The following is a 15,500-nucleotide window of genomic DNA, read 5'->3' on the forward strand; positions in this document are numbered from 1 at the left end:
TCGCGGTTGAGCGGAAAACTTGTCAGAGGCTGCCCAAAGCGATCAACAACTCTCCTATAGTGATGCCTCGTTGCCAGGAACCTTCTCCTCCATTTACGCCCGGTATGAGGCTTTGATTGATGACGGCGTCGCCCTCCCCCCTTCGCCCCTCCGCGCTGGCCCTGCTGATCACCGCAGTCGCCGGCGGCGCGCTCACCACGGCGGCGGTGGCCGCGGCCCCGTCGTCCATCGCCACCGCCCTGGGCTGGTTCGCCGGCGCGGGCGTCCTGCTGCTCGCGGTCGCGGCCTTCGCCGTGACCTGGTGCGCGCGCACCTCGCGGATCCAGCGTGCCCGGATCACCGGGCTCACCGCCGAACTGGCCGCCCGTGACGGGCACATCGCCCGGCTGATCGCCGACGCGACCCGTGACGCCGCCGCGCGCACCGCCGAACGCTCCCGTCTCACCGGCGAACACACCGCCGTGCTGGAGCAGCTGACGGGCGACCACGCCGCCACGCTGGAACACCTGGCGGGCGTGCACGCCGCCGAACTCGACGGACTGGCCGCCGCCCAGAACGCCTCCCGCGAGCGGCTCGGCGGAGAGCTGCGCCGAGCCGAGTCCGGCCGGGCCGCCGCCATGGCCGCGGCCGCCAACGCCGCCGGCCGGATGCAGGCCCTGGCCACGGGAATGCTCGCCGACCTGCGCGACATGGAGGAACGGCACGCCGACGAGGACGTCCTCGGCGACCTGCTCCACCTCGACCACCGCACCGCACAGGCCGGCCGCCTCGCCGACTCCATCGCCGTGCTGACCGGGGCCCGTTCGGGTCGCCGCTGGGCGAAGCCGATCGTCATGGAGTCGATCCTGCGCGGCGCGATGGGCCGCATCGGCGGCTACCAGCGGGTCAGGCTGCACTCCACCAGCGACGCCGCCGTCGCCGGGCACGCGGCCGAGGGCGTCATGCACGCACTCGCCGAACTCCTCGACAACGCGGCCAACTTCTCCCCGCCGACCGCCGAGGTCCACGTCTACGTGGAGGAGGTGCCGTCCGGGATCGTCATCACCGTCGAGGACAGCGGCCTCGTCATGAGCGAGGTCCAACTGCGCCGCGCCGAGCAGGCCGTGACCGCCGCCTCCCTGGACCTGGCCGGACTGTCCGGGACCCGGCTCGGCCTCGCCGTCGTCGGCCGGCTCGCCCGCAAGCACGGACTGACCGTCTCCTTCCGGCCCTCCGCCCGCGGCGGTACGGGCGCGCTGATGATGCTCCCGCAGGAGCTCATCAGCCGCACGCCCGCCGAAGCCCCCGCCGCGCCGCTCGCCATCCCGGCGCAGCCGTCCGCCCGGGTCGCGCCGGAGGCTCCCGCGGCGCTCGCAGCTGCGGCCGCGCCCGAGTCCGAGCCCGAGGCCGTGCACGACACCGCCGCGGGCCGGGACGACTCCGTCCGCGCGCAGGACCGTACGACGAAGGACCGCGGGACCGGAGCAACCGGCGAAGCGGGCCCCGGCCCCGCCGGCACCGACACCGGCTCCGAGTCCGAATCCACCGGCGAGCACCCGCACTTCGGCGACAGCGGCCTGCCCCAGCGCCGCCGTGGCCGGACCCTGGCGGCGGCGCACCCCGAGGGCACGGACGGCGCGGGCACCGAGACCCGTACGGGCTCCGCCACGGCCTCCGCGCCCGGTGGGGCCTCCCGGTCGGCCGCGCGGTTCGGCAGCTTCCGCCAGGCCGTCCGCGGCGCCGCGGCCCCGGGCGAAGCAGCCTCCGGCGGTTCCGGCGGCCCCGGCGACGAGCAGCAGCCCGCGCACACCCCAGACTCGGAAGGCAACACGCGATCATGACCGGCTTCACCACCGACGAGACGCTCAACTGGCTCCTGGAAGGCCTCCTGGAGCGCACACCGGGCGCCCGCCACGCCCTCGTGCTCTCCCGCGACGGCCTCAAGCTGTGCCGCACGCCCGAGCTCTCCGTCGACCAGGCCGACCAGCTCGCCGCGATCGCCGCCGGCATCCAGAGCCTCTCCCACGGGGCGTCCGTCGAGTTCGGCGACGGAACCGGCGGAGTCCGCTCGGCCATGGCCGAGTTCTACGGCGGGATCCTCTTCATCGTCGAGGCCGGCGAGGGGGCGCACCTCGCGCTCGTCGCCAACGAGGAGGCCGACGCCGGACTCGTCGGCCACAACATGTCCGAACTGGTCGAGCAGCTCGGCGAACACCTCATCGCCAGGCCCCGGGGATGAGCCGGACCCGGCCGGGCCGGGACGATTCGCCGGACCGGCTTTACACCCTCACCGGTGGCCGGAGCCGCTCCGGCTCGGACGTCTTCGACCTGGTCACCCTGGTCGTCGCCGAAAGCGATCCGGTGCCCGGCATGCAGTCCGAGCACGCGGCGATCCTGCGGATGTGTCAGTTCCCGACGGCGGTGGTGGAGATCGCGGCCGATCTCGGACTGCCGGTGTCGATCGTACGGATCCTGCTGGCCGACCTGCTCGCCACCGGGCAGATCCGCGCCCGGCACCCGCGTACGGCGAACTCCGCGTACAGCTTTACCGACCCCGACATCCTGGAGCAGGTGCTCGTTGGACTCCGCAATCTCTGACGCGACGATCCCCGAAGCCGCGTCTCCGGCGAGCGCAGCGCCTGGCGCGGCCGAACCGCTACGGCCCCGCCAGGCACTGCGCAGCACCGCCGACAACGGACTGAAGATCGTCATCGTGGGCGGTTTCGGCGTCGGCAAGACCACGATGGTCCGCTCGGTCAGCGAGATCCGCCCGCTGAACACCGAAGAGACCATGACCAAGGCCGGCGAGGCCGTGGACGACACCCAGGGGATCGCCGGGAAGAGCGCCACCACCGTGGCCTTCGACTTCGGGCGCATCACCCTCGACGCCCGCAACGTGCTCTACCTGTTCGGCGCTCCCGGCCAGGAGCGGTTCTGGTTCCTGTGGGACCGGCTCTTCTCCGGCACCCTCGGCGCCGTCGTCCTCGTCGACACCCGGCGCCTGGCGGACTCCTGGTACGCCATCGACCGGCTCGAACACCACGGCACGCCCTTCGTCGTGGCCTGCAACGACTTCGGCGGCCCCGAGCACACCCCGGAGCAGATCCGAGCCGCCCTCGACCTGCCCGACGGCATCCCGCTGGTGTTCTGCGACGCCCGCTCCCGGGAGTCCAGCAAGCAGGTCCTGATCTCCCTCGTCCAGCACCTCCAGACGGCCGCCCTGTCGAGCACTTGGCCGAGCCTCCAGGCGAGTCTCCAGCCGAGCCTCCAGCCGAGCCTCCAGCCGAGCCCCCTGTCCCAGACCCCGGAGCCCACCCCGTGACCTGCCCCGCCGCCCCCGAGCACCAGCCCGTCTACCTCGGCGGCCCCCGGTTCCAGACCGACCCCGGCGAGCTGTACCGCGAGATGCGCCGAGACCACGGCGCCGTCGCCCCGGTCGTCCTCGACGGAGACGTACCGGCCTGGCTGGTCCTCGGCTACCGCGAACTGCACCAGGTCACCAGCGACCCGGTGCTCTTCTCCCGGGACTCCGAGCTGTGGAACCAGTGGGACCGCATTCCCGCCGACTGGCCGCTGCTCCCGATGATCGGCCGCCGCCAGCCGTCGATCCTCTACACCGTCGGCGAACGCCACCGCGAGCGGGCCGCCGTCATCTCCGACGCCCTCGAAGCCGTCGACCCCTTCGAACTCAAGGGGCACGCCGAGCGGTTCGCCGACGAGCTGATCGACGAACTGTGCGGCAAGGGCTCCTGCGACATCGTCGGCGAGTACACCATGCTGCTGCCCCTGCGCGTCCTCGCCCGGCTCTACGGGTTCTCCGACGCACAGGGCCCCGGCCTCGTCCACGCCATGAACGACATGATCAACGGGCGGGAGGGCGCCCTGGAAGGACAGCGCCACCTCGCCGAGTCGATGTTCGCGCTGCTCTCCGCCAAACTCGCCGAGCCCGGACCCGACGTGGTCTCCCGGATGCTCGCCAACCGGTCCGGCTTCACCGTCGAGGAGGTCGCCCAGGACCTCATGGTCATGATGGCCGCGGGCCACCAGCCCACCGCCGACTGGATCGGCAACTCCCTGCGCCTCATGCTCACCGACGACCGCTTCGCCGCCTCCCTCGCGGGCGGCCGGCACAGCGTCGGCGAGGCCATGAACGAGGTGCTGTGGGAGGACACCCCCACCCAGAACGTGGCGGGCCGCTGGACCTCCCGCGACACCCACCTGGGCGGCCGGCGCATCGGCCGCGGCGACCTCGTCCTGCTCGGGATCGGCGCCGCCAACACGGACCCGCACGTGCGCACCGACGCCGGAGCGCTGACCGGCGGCAACAACGCCTTCTTCTCCTTCGGGCACGGCGAACACCGCTGCCCCTTCCCCGCCCAGGAAGTCGCCGAGGTCATCGCGCGCACCGGCATCGAGGTGCTCCTCGACCGGCTGCCCGACGTGGACCTCGCCGGGCCCGCCGGGGACCTGGCCCGCCGCCCCTCGCCCTGGCTGCGCGGCCTCACAGCCCTTCCCGTGACCTACACCCCGACCCCCGCCCTTGGAGCCAACCGATGACGTGCCCGATCGACCACTCCGGCCCCGCGGCCATCGTCCTGGACCCCTTCGTCGCCGACCTCGACGCCGAGAGCGCCGCGCTGCGCGCCGCCGGGCCGCTGGTCCAGGTGGTCCTCCCCGGTGACGTGGGCGTGTACGCCGTCACGCACCACGCCGAGGCCCGCAAGCTGCTCACCGATCCCCGGATCGTCAAGGACATCAACGTGTGGGGCGCCTGGCAGCGCGGCGAGATCCCCATGGACTGGCCGCTGATCGGCCTCGCCAACCCCGGCCGCTCGATGCTCACCGTGGACGGCGAGGACCACCGCCGGCTGCGCACCCTGGTCGCGCAGGCACTGACCGTACGCCGGGTGGAAAAGCTGCGCGCCGGCATCGAGGCGCTGACCACCGGCATGCTCGACAAGCTGGCCGGGCTGCCGGCCGGTGAGACGGTGGACCTCAAGGCGCAGTTCGCGTACCCGCTGCCGATGAACGTCATCAGCGACCTGATGGGCGTCGACGCCGAGGAACACCCGCGCCTGAAGGCCCTGTTCGAGAAGTTCTTCTCCACGCAGACCCTGCCCGAGGAGGTGCCGCAGATGATGGAGGACCTCGGCGCGCTGTTCTCCCGCATCGTCGAGTCCAAGCGCGAGAACCCGGGCGACGACCTCACCAGCGCCCTCATCGAGGCCTCGGAGGACGGCGACCACCTCAGCACCGAGGAGATCACCAACACCCTCCAGCTGATCGTCGCCGCCGGCCACGAGACCACCATCAGCCTGATCGTCAACGCGGTCGTCGCCCTGGAGACCCACCCGGAGCAGCGCGACCTCGTCCTCAAGGGCGAGGTCTCCTGGGAGAACGTCATCGAGGAGACCCTGCGCTGGTCGAGCCCCACCTCGCACGTCCTGATCCGCTTCGCCGCCGAGGACGTGGAGGTCGGCGACCGGATCCTGCCCAAGGGCGCGGGGCTGATCGTCTCCTTCGGCGCGCTCGGCCGCGACGAGGCCCAGTTCGGCGAGACGGCGGGCGAGTTCGATGCCACCCGCACCCCGAACCGGCACATCTCCTTCGGCCACGGCCCCCACGTCTGCCCCGGCGCGGCCCTCTCCCGCCTGGAGGCCCTGGTCGCCCTCCCGGCCCTCTACGCCCGCTTCCCGGACCTCACCCTGGCCGTCGCCCCGGCCGAACTCCGCAACAAGCCGATCCTCACCCAGAACGACCTCTTCGACCTCCCGGTCCGCCTGGCCTGACCTCCGCCGCCCCGCCCCCTCGACCCGACAGGGGGGCGGGGCCGCCGTTTTAATCGGATGTGCTGACGGAGCACGGTTGTTAGGTTCGCGGTGTGCCGAAGCTGAATCAGATCATCGCAGTCGAAAAGGGCGTCAAGTCCAAGGCCCTCCAGGAGCTCACCCAGGCTCACCAGGACGTGCAGAAGCCCGCCCTGCTGGCCGGCATCTCCCGGACCTACCAGCCCAAGGACGAGGAGGGCGAGCAGCTCCCGCCCGAGTCCACCCGGGTCCAGATCAAGGCCGAGGACGCCCTGCGGGCGACCGCCTCGACCCTCACCCGGCTCTTCGACGTGACCGCGACGAAGGACTGGGCGAACCGGTCCGCGGTCGCCGACGTGGTGGTCGACGGCACGGTCCTGCTGCCCCAGGTGCCCGTCCCGTACCTGCTGTTCCTGGAGAAGCAGCTCACCGACCTGCACACCTTCGTGCGCAAGCTGCCGGTGCTCGAAGCCTCCGAGTCGTGGAACCTCGACCCCTCGACGGACGCGTGGAAGACGGACGCGGTACGGACCATCCGCACGAAGAAGGTCCCGCGCAACCACGTGAAGGCCGAGGCCACGGAGAAGCACCCGGCGCAGGTCGAGGTGTACTACGAGGACGTCGCGGTCGGCTACTGGACCACCGTGAAGTTCTCCGGAGCGCTGCCCGCCCGGCGGGTCAACGAGCTCCTCGACCGCGTCGAGAAGCTCCAGCAGTCCGTCAAGTTCGCCCGCGAGGAGGCGAACAACACCGAGGTCACCGACCAGCGGACCGGTGACGCGGTATTCGGCTACCTCTTCGGGTAGCCCCCCACATTCGCCCCCCGTCGCGAGCGGGGGGTGCGCGATGAGCGCAAGCTGAAACTGATGTTGAAGCTGATCACGGGGTGTCAGTTGGGGGTTCGAATCCCTCCCCCCGCACCACGTGCGGGGGTGGCCCAAGCCCGGCAGAGGCGGCCCCGTCACACTCAGATTCTCGCTCCAGTCTCAGTATTCGCCGCCGAACACCGGATCGACCGAGCGCGGGCGAACATCGACGGATGGGGGTTCAAGTCCCCTCGGCGCCTCTTCCGTGGCGCTGTAGTTCAACGGCAGAACACGTCGATCTCAAGATGACCCGCGGTTCTTAAACGCCGCCGGTGTGCGCAAATGGGTGGCAAGCTGGAGCCCGGGAGCTGGACATGCTCCCGGGCTCCGTCACGTTTCCCGACGTCCGCCGCGCGGCGCGGTGCCGGGGCGACGCGGCGCCGGTTCAACTACGTGGGCACCGGTACGGACACGAACGCGGTGCCCGACTCGTTCTCCACCAGGACCGACTGGACGTCCGCCGGGTCCACCGCCGCCGAGCCGTCCAGGGCAGCGCCCTTGCCCTCGCCGTGCTCCGCGGTGCCCACCACCCAGCCGCCCGCCGTGGTGCGCGTGCCGTCCCGGGAGACCACGACGATCCGGCAGCGCTCGCCCGGCGGGATCCCCGTCACCGCGGCGTGCACCCGCACCCACTTGGCAGCGGGCGTCACCTGTACGGTCATCCGCGCGCCCGTGCCCGCATCCGTCGCGGAGGCCACCTTGGTCCCCGCCGGCGGCGCGGACGGCTCGGCCGAGACCGTCGGCCGCGGCCGGGCCTCGACGCCGGTGCTCCCGCCGCCCAGCTGCGTACCGGCCCAGAAGACGGCGGTCAGCGAGGCCGCCACGGCCAGTCCCGTGAACACGGTCCGGCGCCGGCGCGCCCCGTCGACCTCCTGGCGCATCTGGCGCAGGGTGCGCTGGAGCAGCAGGTCCCCGCCCTGCGGCGGACCGTCGAGGAACGCCTCGGGGGGCACTTCGCCCAGCGCCGCCTCCATCTCGCGCAAAGCCGTCACCTCCTGACGGCACTGCACGCAGCCGTCCACGTGTTCCTCGACCCGGCGGACCTCCGCGTCGTCCAGGACGCCGAGAACGTACGGGCCGAGCAGTTCCTCCTCGTGCCGCTGCCCGTTCATGCCACCACCTCCTGCAGTCCGCCGGGCCGCGGAGACGGGCCGCCCGTGCGTGAGCTTTCCCTGAAGACTTCTCTGAGCGCCTTGAGCGCGTAGTGCGAGCGCGATTTCACCGTGCCGGCCGGGATGCCGAGGGCGTCCGCCGCCTCGGCGACGCTCTGCTGGCGGTAGTACAACTCCGTCAGCACGTCCCGGTGTTCCGGTGACAGCTGATCCAGGGCGCCCAGTACGGTCATGGTGTCCACCACCGCGTCGGCGTGGTCCGCCTCCACCGGCGGATGGGCCGGGGATCCGGACACCTCCGGAGGGCGGGCCGCCTTCGCCCGGTACCGGTCGGTGATGATGTTGCGGGCCACCGTGAGCAGCCAGCCGCGTACGGAACCCTTCCCGTTCACCAGGACCTCGGAGTGGCGCCAGGCCCTGATCAGGGTCTCCTGGACGATGTCCTCGGCCGCGGCGCGGTCCCCGGTCAGCCGGGTCGCGTACGCGAGCAGGGCGTGACCGTGCTCCTCGTACACGGACTTGATCAGTGCCTCGTCGGTCGAGCCCCGCCGAGTGCGGGGCCACAGTGGTCCGGCCATCTCACCCTCTCCGTCTTCCTCGCTTACGTGGTGCGGTCACAACACGCGACGCACGGGCACCGGGTTCACGTGACCTGCGTCACCCGGGAGATCGCGGCTCGCGGTACCGCTCAGGTCCGGCAGGTGCGGCCCTGGTTGAGGCAGGCCACGACCTCGTCCATCCGGGGGCCGGTCATCACATTCACGAACATCCCATGGTCCGTCTTGGGGCTGTGCCGCTGCTCGGGGAAGGAGTCGAGGGAGATGGGCGCCCCCGCGGGCACGTCGTAGGCGAGGGAGATCCGCAAGCGCGGCACGGGGAACGTGCCCTGCGGGCAGACCCCGTTCGCCGCCGGGAAGCGCAGGTGCGAGCGGTGTCCGGGGCTGGTGGTGTCCAGACCGTTCCAACAGCTCGGGAAGGTGAGCGTACGGGTGAGGCGCTCGCCCCGCGGGCAGCGCGGATAGCGGGTGGTGGACCGGTCGGGGGAGCCCGAACAGCCCCAGCGGGCCCGCACGTCCTCGTCGGAGTCCGCGGTGAAGGCCACCGCGTCGCCGGTCATCGCGTTCAGGAACCGGGGCATCGCCACCACCTTGCTCACCGGACTGCCGAGGAACTCCACCGACACCGCCGACTCGGGCAGGATCGCGCCCGCGTTGCCGTGGCCCGCCGCTCCCTCGTGCGGCCGGTCGCCCGGCCGGTCCGTGCGGCGCAGCACCGGCCAGTAGTACGTGGAACGGTCCCCGCCCGCACAGCTGGTGGCGGCCGCGTCCAGGGAGGCCTCGGTGGAGAAGGCGTCCGTGGACAGGTTTCCCACGTAGCCGTGCGTGTGGTGGGCGCCGGAGCGCAGCCCCGGCGAGACGACGAGGTTGTCCTCGTTGAAGTGGCCCTCCTCGTTGCGGCCGCAATCCACCGACACCCGGCCGGCGGAGGCCTGCGGACCGGCCGCGGGGGGCTCGGCGGGCCCGGGCGGGACCTCCCGGATGTCCACGAAGTCTGCGGGCACGGGACCGGCCGCACCCGCCGCCGGGTGCGGCCCGCCCGCGCGCGCGGCCCCCAGCACGGCGGCGGTCAGCCCGGTGCCCAGGACCAGGCAGATCAGCAGCGTGAGCAGTCGGCGTTCGTTCCCCATGCGGGTCACGGTTCCCGCCCACCCCCGCCTGAGTCAACCGGGCGTCCGCAGGGCGGTCACCGCCCGGCCGCGGCGCCCGGATCCGTTGAAGGTGTTGCACGCGCGGGCCCCGCGCCCAGGCGCCCGCAACCTTTGCCCCCGTTTGGCTGTTCATACGGCAAAGCAACCTTCTCGAGCGGCCCGCATCGCAAGGAAGGACGACCGCCGTGCCCGCTGCCAACCACCTCCTGCACCGCCTGATCAGGGAAACCGGCTGGACCTACGAAGCCCTGGCCCGGCGGCTCAACACGAGCGCGCGGGCGGCCGGGCTCACCACCGGGTACGACCGGACCTCGGTCGCCCACTGGCTGCGCGGCAGCACCCCGCGCGACCCGGTGCCCGGCCTCCTCTGCGAGATCCTCGCCGGCCGGCTGAACCGGCCCGTCGGCCCGGCCGACATCGGCATGCACCACATCGGCTTGCACCACGCCGGCGTGAACCACACCGACTCGCGGCATCCGGGCACCGCCCCGTCCGGCCGCGAACCGGCCCCCGGACTCCACGCCCTGGCGGCGGAACTCCTCGCCGGCGTGCCCGGTCTGCACCCGCACCGCAGGCCCCGCGGCGCCGGCGGGGCGCACCGGGTCCCGGAACAGCGCGACCGCGTCGGAGCCCCGCCCGGGGACGCCCGCGCCGGGGACGGCCCGGAGCCGGAGCCCGACGCCGGCCGGGTACCCGCCCTGTCCCACACCGAACTGCGCCGGGCCGCCGAGAGCTTCTTCACCGGCCAGGTCGACGCCCTCGGCGGGGACGCCACCGCGCCGGTCCTCCTCGCGTACCTCCAGAGCACCTTCCGTACGGCCCTCACCGCCACCGGGGACGAAGGCTCCCTGTCCGCCCTGGAGATCGGCCACGCGGCGCGCACGGTGCTGCTCCTGGCCCGCAGTTACGCCGACCAGTGCTCCTTCGCCGAGGCGCGGCGGACCCTGAGCCGGGCCGCCGCCCTCGCGGAGCTGGCCGGGGAACCCTCCACCCGGGCCATCGCCCTGCGCATGCTCAGCCAGGACGCCCTCGATCAGAAGCAGCCGGCCGTCGCGCTCGCCTACGTACGCCAGGCGCTGGAGACCGCCCCGAACGCCCCTGGCGCCGTACGGGCCTTCGTGGCGGCCCAGGCGGCCCAGGTGCACGCCGCCCTGGGGCACCGGGCGGAGGCCATCGCCTGGCTGGACGCCGCCGACCGGGCGCAGGGCGGCGCCGTGGGCGAGCCGGATCCCTTCCACACCTACCGCCCGGCCGCCCTGGAGTTCAAGCGCGCGGTGGTCCTCGGTCTGCTCGGAGACCACCCCGCGGCCCACGCGGCCCTGGACGCCTCGCTGGCCTCCCGTCCCGCCCAGCAGGAGCGCGCGATCATGCTCACCCACGTGGAACGGGCCAGGCTGTACCGGCTGGGCGGCCAGGAGCGGGAGGCCGCCGCCGAACTGCGGTACGCCGAAGCCCTCAACCGGGGCGTCCACTCCCCGCGCGCGGCCCGCGAGATCGAACTCCTCGGACCGGGCACGCATCCCCGGTGATCCCGGGGTGCGGGCCGAAACCTTCCGCCGGCCCGGATCAGGCCAGCGGGCCCGCGTCGAGCTCGATCACCTCCGCGGGGCCCACGCGGAACGCGGGGCTCGCCGCGTCCGCCTCGATCATGTGCGGGGTGGCATCGTGCGCGGCGAGGGCAGCCCGCGAGGACCATTCCTCGATGAGGACGAACCGGTCCGGATCGCCGCCCACCGCGTGCATGTCGTAGCGGACGCAACCCTCCTCGGCCCGCACGACCGGCGCCAGGCGCTCGTAGGTGTTGATCTGCTCCCGGCCGCGGCCCGGGAGGGTGGAGATGAGGATCAGGAGTCGAACTGTCGATGGCATGGGCCGAAGACTAGATCGACCGGAGTGGGCGGCGGAAAGGTTTTTCCATCCGCCACCCACCCAACCCGCCACCCACCGGCCCTTGCCCGCCCGGCCGTTCCGCCCCGCATGGCCGGTCCGGTCCTTGCCCGGTCCGCGCCGACCGCGCAGAGTGGCCCGGTATGACACCCGAAGACCTCCTGCAGGCCCTCGCCCGTACCCGCGCCTCCCTCGACGGAACCGAGGTCACCTTCTGGTGGACGGGCGACGTCCACTCCTGGGCCCCCGGTGAGCCCTACCGGCGGCTCTTTGGATTCGAAGGCCTCAACGTGGCACGGCTGGTGGAGGGCGAGGAGCCGGGGACCTACCAGCTCCTCACCCGCGAGGCCGCGTTCTACCTGGACCCGCTGACCCGCGAGATCCTGGAGACCTGGGAGGACAAGCCCGTGGTCCACGTCTGGAACGACCCCGCGAACCAGAGGTGGCGTCCCTTCCCCGTCCCCATGACCGAACTGGGCGACCAGGTCTGCTTCAGCCTGGAGATCCCGCTCGCCTACCCCTCCCCGCTGCCCATCGCGCAGTACCCGGCGAACTCGGCCGACGACACCTACCGGGCCCTGGAGCTCTTCCAGTTCTTCGCCCCAGCATCGGTCCTCGCCACCGACGCGCCCAGCGTCCCGTCCACCATGTCCTGGAGCCGGATGTCCCCCTGGCTGCCCTGGATGGAACAGGGGCCGCGCCCCGGCGGGCTGGCCTTCCACTGCCGGGGCCGCAAACTCGCCTCCTACGCGGAGGCCCCGGAGCGGACCCGCGCGTACGTCGCCGCCCGCCACCCGGAGTTCGCCCACGCCCCCGAGAAGTGGACGGAGCCGAACGAGACCAGTTGGACGTACTTCCGGCGCCTCAACCCGCCGGTGGACGGACCGGGCGCCTGAGCTCGGCGCCGTGCCGGGCCGCGCCGTTCGGGGCGGCGCCCGGTCCGGGGCCGCCCCTCAGCCGGCGGCCGCGAAGCGGTCGAGGGCGCGCAGCACGTGGTCGAGGGTGGTCGGGCCGCCGGTGTGACCCGCCTCCTCCACCACGGTCAGCTCCGCCCCCGGCCAGGCGCGGGACAGTTCCCACGCCGTGTCGAGGGGGCTGCCCATGTCGAGCCGGCCGTGGATCAAGGCGCCCGGGATCCCTGCCAGCCGGTGGGCCCCGCGCAGCAGCGCGCCCTCCTCCAGCCACGCACCGTGCGAGAAGTAGTGCGAGCAGATGCGGACGAAGGCGACCCGGGCCGCCGGAGGCCGCCCGGTGTACGGCGGGGAGGCGCCCTTGGTCTCGCCGGACAGCACCGCGTCCTCCCAGGCGCACCAGTCCGCCGTGGCCTTCGCCCGTACCTCCTCGTCCGGGTCGGCGGCCAGGCGCGCGTAGGCCCCGACGAGGTCGCCGTCGCGCGCGGTGGTGCCGGAGCCGGCGAGGAAACGCTCCCACTGCTCGGGGAAGAACCGGCCGACGCCTCGGTACAGCCAGTCGATCTCCGAGCGCCGGGTGGTGGTGACGGCCGCGATGACGATCTCGGAGACCCGCTCCGGGTGCCGCTCGGCGTAGGCCAGGATCAGGGTGGAGCCCCACGAGCCGCCGTACAGCAGCCAGCTGCCGATGCCGAGGTGCTCGCGCAGCCGCTCCATGTCGGCGACCAGGTGGCCGGTGGTGTTGTGCCGCATGTCGGTCGCCGGATCGCTCGCGTGCGGGGTGCTGCGACCGCAGCCGCGCTGGTCGAACAGGACGATCCGGTAGCGGGCCGGATCGAAGAGCCGTCGGGCGTGCTCGGTGCAGCCCGATCCCGGACCGCCGTGGACGACGAGTGCGGGCTTTCCGTCAGGATTGCCGCAGACCTCCCAGTAGACGGCGTTTCCGTCGCCGACGTCGAGCATCCCCTTGTCGTAGGGCTCGACCGGCGGATGGAGCTCTCCCACGTCCCACCTCCTCATTCCCTCGTCCCGGACGGCCGTTTGCCGGCGGTCCGTCGGGGTCCGTCGGGTTCCGGCCACCCTACGGCGCCCTCGCCAGGGTCCGGACAAGGGTTTTCCCCGTATCGCGTTCATCCCCGCTTTGCCTACTGTCTGCCCACCGGCGATCCTCCCCGTCCGAACAGCCCCCGCGCCAACCCCACATGGCGCGAAGCTCTGGGTCGGTCCTTCGCCGGGGCCACCGTTGCCCAGCCCCGACGCTGCGGCGGGCGACGACGTGGTGTGCAGCAGCGGTGGCCGGGCGGGCTTGACCAGCCTGTTCCGGTCCCGCGGCCGCCGGTCAACCTCCCACACTGCACCAACCGGCCGTCCCGGAGCGTTCTGTGGCGGCCCGCGAAAGGGAACACCGTGCACGCATCCAGTCGACGCAGGCTCATATCCGTGGTGGCGATGTCCGTCACCCTGCTCGCCGGCACCGCCACCACCTCCCTGGCGCTGTCCGCCGCGGATCCCGCCCCCGGCTCGCAGACCCTCCCGGCCGCCGGCGCCCCCGCCGCCGCAGCCCCGGTCGAGAACCTCATCGTGGGGTACAAGGCCTCGGCCGCCGAGGCGGGCTCCAACTCCGCCGCTGCCGCCGACGTGGAGGCCAAGGGCAAGAAGGCGTCGAAGAAGGCGAAGTTCGAGCGCCGCCTCGGCACCGGAGCCGCCCTCGTCAACCTCGGCGCCCCGGCCGACGCGGCCGCCGTCATGGCCCAGTTCCGTGCCGACCCCGACGTCGCCTACGTCGAGGCCGACTCCCGCGCGTACGCCCTCGCCGTCACCCCCAACGACACCGAGTACGCCAAGCAGTGGGACCTCTTCGAGCCCACCGCCGGCATGAACGTTCCGGCGGCCTGGGACAAGACCACCGGTTCCGGCGTCACGGTCGCCGTGATCGACACCGGTTACGTGGCCCACTCCGACCTGGCCGCCAACGTGGTCGCGGGCTACGACTTCATCGCCAGCTCCACCGCCGCCCGCGACGGCAACGGCCGCGACAACAACCCCGCCGACCAGGGTGACTGGAGCGCGGCCGGCGAGTGCGGCACCGGCTCCAAGGCCAGTGACTCCTCCTGGCACGGCACGCACGTCGCCGGCACCATCGCCGCCGCCACGAGCAACTCCAAGGGCATCGCCGGCATCGCGTACGGCGCGAAGATCCAGCCCGTCCGCGTGCTCGGCAAGTGCGGCGGTGCCACCTCGGACATCGTCGACGCCATCACCTGGGCCTCCGGCGGCACCGTCTCGGGCATCCCGGCCAACGCCACCCCGGCCAAGGTCATCAACATGAGCCTCGGCGGCTCGGGCGCCTGCACCGCCACGTACCAGAACGCCATCAACGCCGCCGTCGGCCGCGGCACGACCGTCGTCGTCGCCGCCGGCAACAGCAACTCCGACGCGGCCGGCTTCTCGCCCGCCAGCTGCAACAACGTGATCAACGTCGCCTCCAGCAACCGCACCGGCGACCGCTCCTTCTACTCGAACTACGGCGCGATCATCGACGTCGCCGCCCCGGGCGGTGAGACCCGCCGCGCCACCGACACGCCCGGCACCATCACCACGCCCGAGAACGGCATCTGGTCCACCCTGAACACCGGCGCCACCACCCCCGGCGCCGAGAACTACGAGCCCTACCAGGGCACCAGCATGGCCGCCCCGCACGTCGCGGGCCTCGCCGCCCTGCTGAAGTCGGCGAACTCCGCGCTGACCCCGGCCCAGATCGAGTCCGCGATCAAGACGAACGCCCGCCCGCTGGCCGGCACCTGCACCGGCGGCTGCGGCACCGGCCTCGCCGACGCCGCCGCGACCGTGGCCGCCGTGACCTCGACCCCGCCCACCCCGGGCTTCGAGAACACCACGGACTTCGCGATCGGTGACAACACCACCGTGGAGAGTCCGATCACCGTCACCGGTGTCACCGGCAACGCCCCGGCCACCCTCAAGGTCGGCGTGAACATCGTCCACACCTACATCGGTGACCTGAAGGTCGACCTGGTCGCCCCCGACGGCACCGTCTACACGGTGCACAACCGGACCGGCGGCAGCGCCGACAACATCGCCACGACCTACACCGTCAACGCCTCCACCGAGGTCGCGAACGGCACCTGGAAGCTGCGCGTCAACGACAACGCCGGCGGCGACATCGGCAAGATCGACTCCTGGAGCCTCGGCTTCTGAGCCCGGTCCCACCC

At 72.7% G+C, this 15,500-nt stretch carries 15 protein-coding genes and 1 pseudogene; 11 read left to right on the top strand and 5 right to left on the bottom strand.

Annotation, left to right across the window (positions count from 1 at the left end):
- Positions 1-119 precede the first annotated feature (119 nt).
- The 8 genes and pseudogenes from AC061S_RS11390 (at position 120) to AC061S_RS11425 (ending at position 6,709) form a co-directional block, all read left to right on the top strand.
- Positions 120-1,820: a sensor histidine kinase gene (locus tag AC061S_RS11390; protein WP_478685761.1), complete on the top strand. Its 1,701-nt coding sequence runs from the start codon at positions 120-122 to the stop codon at positions 1,818-1,820.
- Positions 1,817-2,218, top strand: a complete 402-nt coding sequence (locus tag AC061S_RS11395) for a roadblock/LC7 domain-containing protein (RefSeq protein WP_478685762.1) — start codon at positions 1,817-1,819, stop codon at positions 2,216-2,218. Before AC061S_RS11390 ends, AC061S_RS11395 begins: the two co-directional genes overlap by 4 nt.
- On the top strand, positions 2,215-2,577 hold the full coding sequence (locus AC061S_RS11400; RefSeq protein WP_478685763.1) for a DUF742 domain-containing protein: 363 nt from the start codon (positions 2,215-2,217) through the stop codon (positions 2,575-2,577). Before AC061S_RS11395 ends, AC061S_RS11400 begins: the two co-directional genes overlap by 4 nt.
- On the top strand, positions 2,558-3,301 hold the full coding sequence (locus AC061S_RS11405; RefSeq protein ID WP_478685764.1) for a GTP-binding protein: 744 nt from the start codon (positions 2,558-2,560) through the stop codon (positions 3,299-3,301). Before AC061S_RS11400 ends, AC061S_RS11405 begins: the two co-directional genes overlap by 20 nt.
- Positions 3,298-4,536 (top strand): cytochrome P450, encoded by a 1,239-nt coding sequence (locus AC061S_RS11410; protein WP_478685765.1) that lies wholly within the window; start codon positions 3,298-3,300, stop codon positions 4,534-4,536. The genes AC061S_RS11405 and AC061S_RS11410 overlap by 4 nt, the downstream gene beginning before the upstream one ends.
- Positions 4,533-5,768: a cytochrome P450 family protein gene (locus AC061S_RS11415; protein ID WP_478685766.1), complete on the top strand. Its 1,236-nt coding sequence runs from the start codon at positions 4,533-4,535 to the stop codon at positions 5,766-5,768. The genes AC061S_RS11410 and AC061S_RS11415 overlap by 4 nt, the downstream gene beginning before the upstream one ends.
- 92 nt (positions 5,769-5,860) lie before the next feature.
- Entirely contained in the window at positions 5,861-6,592 is a 732-nt protein-coding gene (locus AC061S_RS11420; protein ID WP_478685767.1) for a DUF7873 family protein, read from the top strand.
- A gap of 26 nt (positions 6,593-6,618) precedes the next feature.
- Positions 6,619-6,709 (top strand): annotated as a pseudogene (locus AC061S_RS11425).
- Positions 6,710-7,041: 332 nt separating this feature from the next.
- Here AC061S_RS11425 and AC061S_RS11430 read toward each other — a convergent pair.
- The 3 genes from AC061S_RS11430 to AC061S_RS11440 all read right to left on the bottom strand — a co-directional run bounded on the left by AC061S_RS11430 (position 7,042) and on the right by AC061S_RS11440 (position 9,451).
- A complete protein-coding gene (locus AC061S_RS11430) occupies positions 7,042-7,764 on the bottom strand; it encodes a zf-HC2 domain-containing protein (protein WP_478685768.1) in 723 nt (240 codons plus the stop codon).
- A complete protein-coding gene (locus AC061S_RS11435) occupies positions 7,761-8,342 on the bottom strand; it encodes a sigma-70 family RNA polymerase sigma factor (protein WP_478685769.1) in 582 nt (193 codons plus the stop codon). Before AC061S_RS11435 ends, AC061S_RS11430 begins: the two co-directional genes overlap by 4 nt.
- 110 nt (positions 8,343-8,452) lie before the next feature.
- Positions 8,453-9,451, bottom strand: a complete 999-nt coding sequence (locus tag AC061S_RS11440; RefSeq protein WP_478685770.1) for a DUF1996 domain-containing protein — start codon at positions 9,449-9,451, stop codon at positions 8,453-8,455.
- 206 nt (positions 9,452-9,657) lie between these two features.
- On the opposite strand from AC061S_RS11440, the gene AC061S_RS11445 reads away from it, so the two are divergent.
- Positions 9,658-11,001, top strand: a complete 1,344-nt coding sequence (locus AC061S_RS11445; protein WP_478685771.1) for a hypothetical protein — start codon at positions 9,658-9,660, stop codon at positions 10,999-11,001.
- A gap of 37 nt (positions 11,002-11,038) precedes the next feature.
- Here AC061S_RS11445 and AC061S_RS11450 read toward each other — a convergent pair whose 3' ends face one another.
- Positions 11,039-11,341, bottom strand: a complete 303-nt coding sequence (locus AC061S_RS11450; RefSeq protein ID WP_478685772.1) for a putative quinol monooxygenase — start codon at positions 11,339-11,341, stop codon at positions 11,039-11,041.
- 161 nt (positions 11,342-11,502) lie between these two features.
- Between AC061S_RS11450 and AC061S_RS11455 the strand changes: the two genes are divergently transcribed.
- Entirely contained in the window at positions 11,503-12,255 is a 753-nt protein-coding gene (locus tag AC061S_RS11455; protein WP_478685773.1) for a DUF1838 family protein, read from the top strand.
- A 57-nt stretch (positions 12,256-12,312) separates the two neighbouring features.
- Here AC061S_RS11455 and pip read toward each other — a convergent pair whose 3' ends face one another.
- A complete protein-coding gene (gene pip, locus AC061S_RS11460; RefSeq protein ID WP_478685774.1) occupies positions 12,313-13,290 on the bottom strand; it encodes a prolyl aminopeptidase in 978 nt (325 codons plus the stop codon).
- Positions 13,291-13,719: 429 nt separating this feature from the next.
- Here pip and AC061S_RS11465 point away from each other — a divergent pair, with 429 nt between their 5' ends.
- On the top strand, positions 13,720-15,486 hold the full coding sequence (locus AC061S_RS11465; protein WP_478685792.1) for a S8 family serine peptidase: 1,767 nt from the start codon (positions 13,720-13,722) through the stop codon (positions 15,484-15,486).
- The last annotated feature ends 14 nt before the right edge of the window (positions 15,487-15,500 follow it).

Source organism: Streptomyces sp. CA189 (assembly GCF_056428985.1).

Excerpts from the sequence above, each read along its gene's own strand:
- AC061S_RS11390 (WP_478685761.1), top strand. The coding sequence starts at position 120 with ATGACGGCGTCGCCCTCCCCCCTTCGCCCCTCCGCGCTGGCCCTGCTG.
- pip (WP_478685774.1), bottom strand. The coding sequence starts at position 13,290 with ATGAGGAGGTGGGACGTGGGAGAGCTCCATCCGCCGGTCGAGCCCTAC.
- AC061S_RS11455 (WP_478685773.1), top strand. The coding sequence starts at position 11,503 with ATGACACCCGAAGACCTCCTGCAGGCCCTCGCCCGTACCCGCGCCTCC.
- AC061S_RS11465 (WP_478685792.1), top strand. The coding sequence starts at position 13,720 with ATGTCCGTCACCCTGCTCGCCGGCACCGCCACCACCTCCCTGGCGCTG.
- AC061S_RS11430 (WP_478685768.1), bottom strand. The coding sequence starts at position 7,764 with ATGAACGGGCAGCGGCACGAGGAGGAACTGCTCGGCCCGTACGTTCTC.
- AC061S_RS11400 (WP_478685763.1), top strand. The coding sequence starts at position 2,215 with ATGAGCCGGACCCGGCCGGGCCGGGACGATTCGCCGGACCGGCTTTAC.
- AC061S_RS11450 (WP_478685772.1), bottom strand. The coding sequence starts at position 11,341 with ATGCCATCGACAGTTCGACTCCTGATCCTCATCTCCACCCTCCCGGGC.
- AC061S_RS11440 (WP_478685770.1), bottom strand. The coding sequence starts at position 9,451 with ATGGGGAACGAACGCCGACTGCTCACGCTGCTGATCTGCCTGGTCCTG.
- AC061S_RS11415 (WP_478685766.1), top strand. The coding sequence starts at position 4,533 with ATGACGTGCCCGATCGACCACTCCGGCCCCGCGGCCATCGTCCTGGAC.
- AC061S_RS11435 (WP_478685769.1), bottom strand. The coding sequence starts at position 8,342 with ATGGCCGGACCACTGTGGCCCCGCACTCGGCGGGGCTCGACCGACGAG.
- AC061S_RS11395 (WP_478685762.1), top strand. The coding sequence starts at position 1,817 with ATGACCGGCTTCACCACCGACGAGACGCTCAACTGGCTCCTGGAAGGC.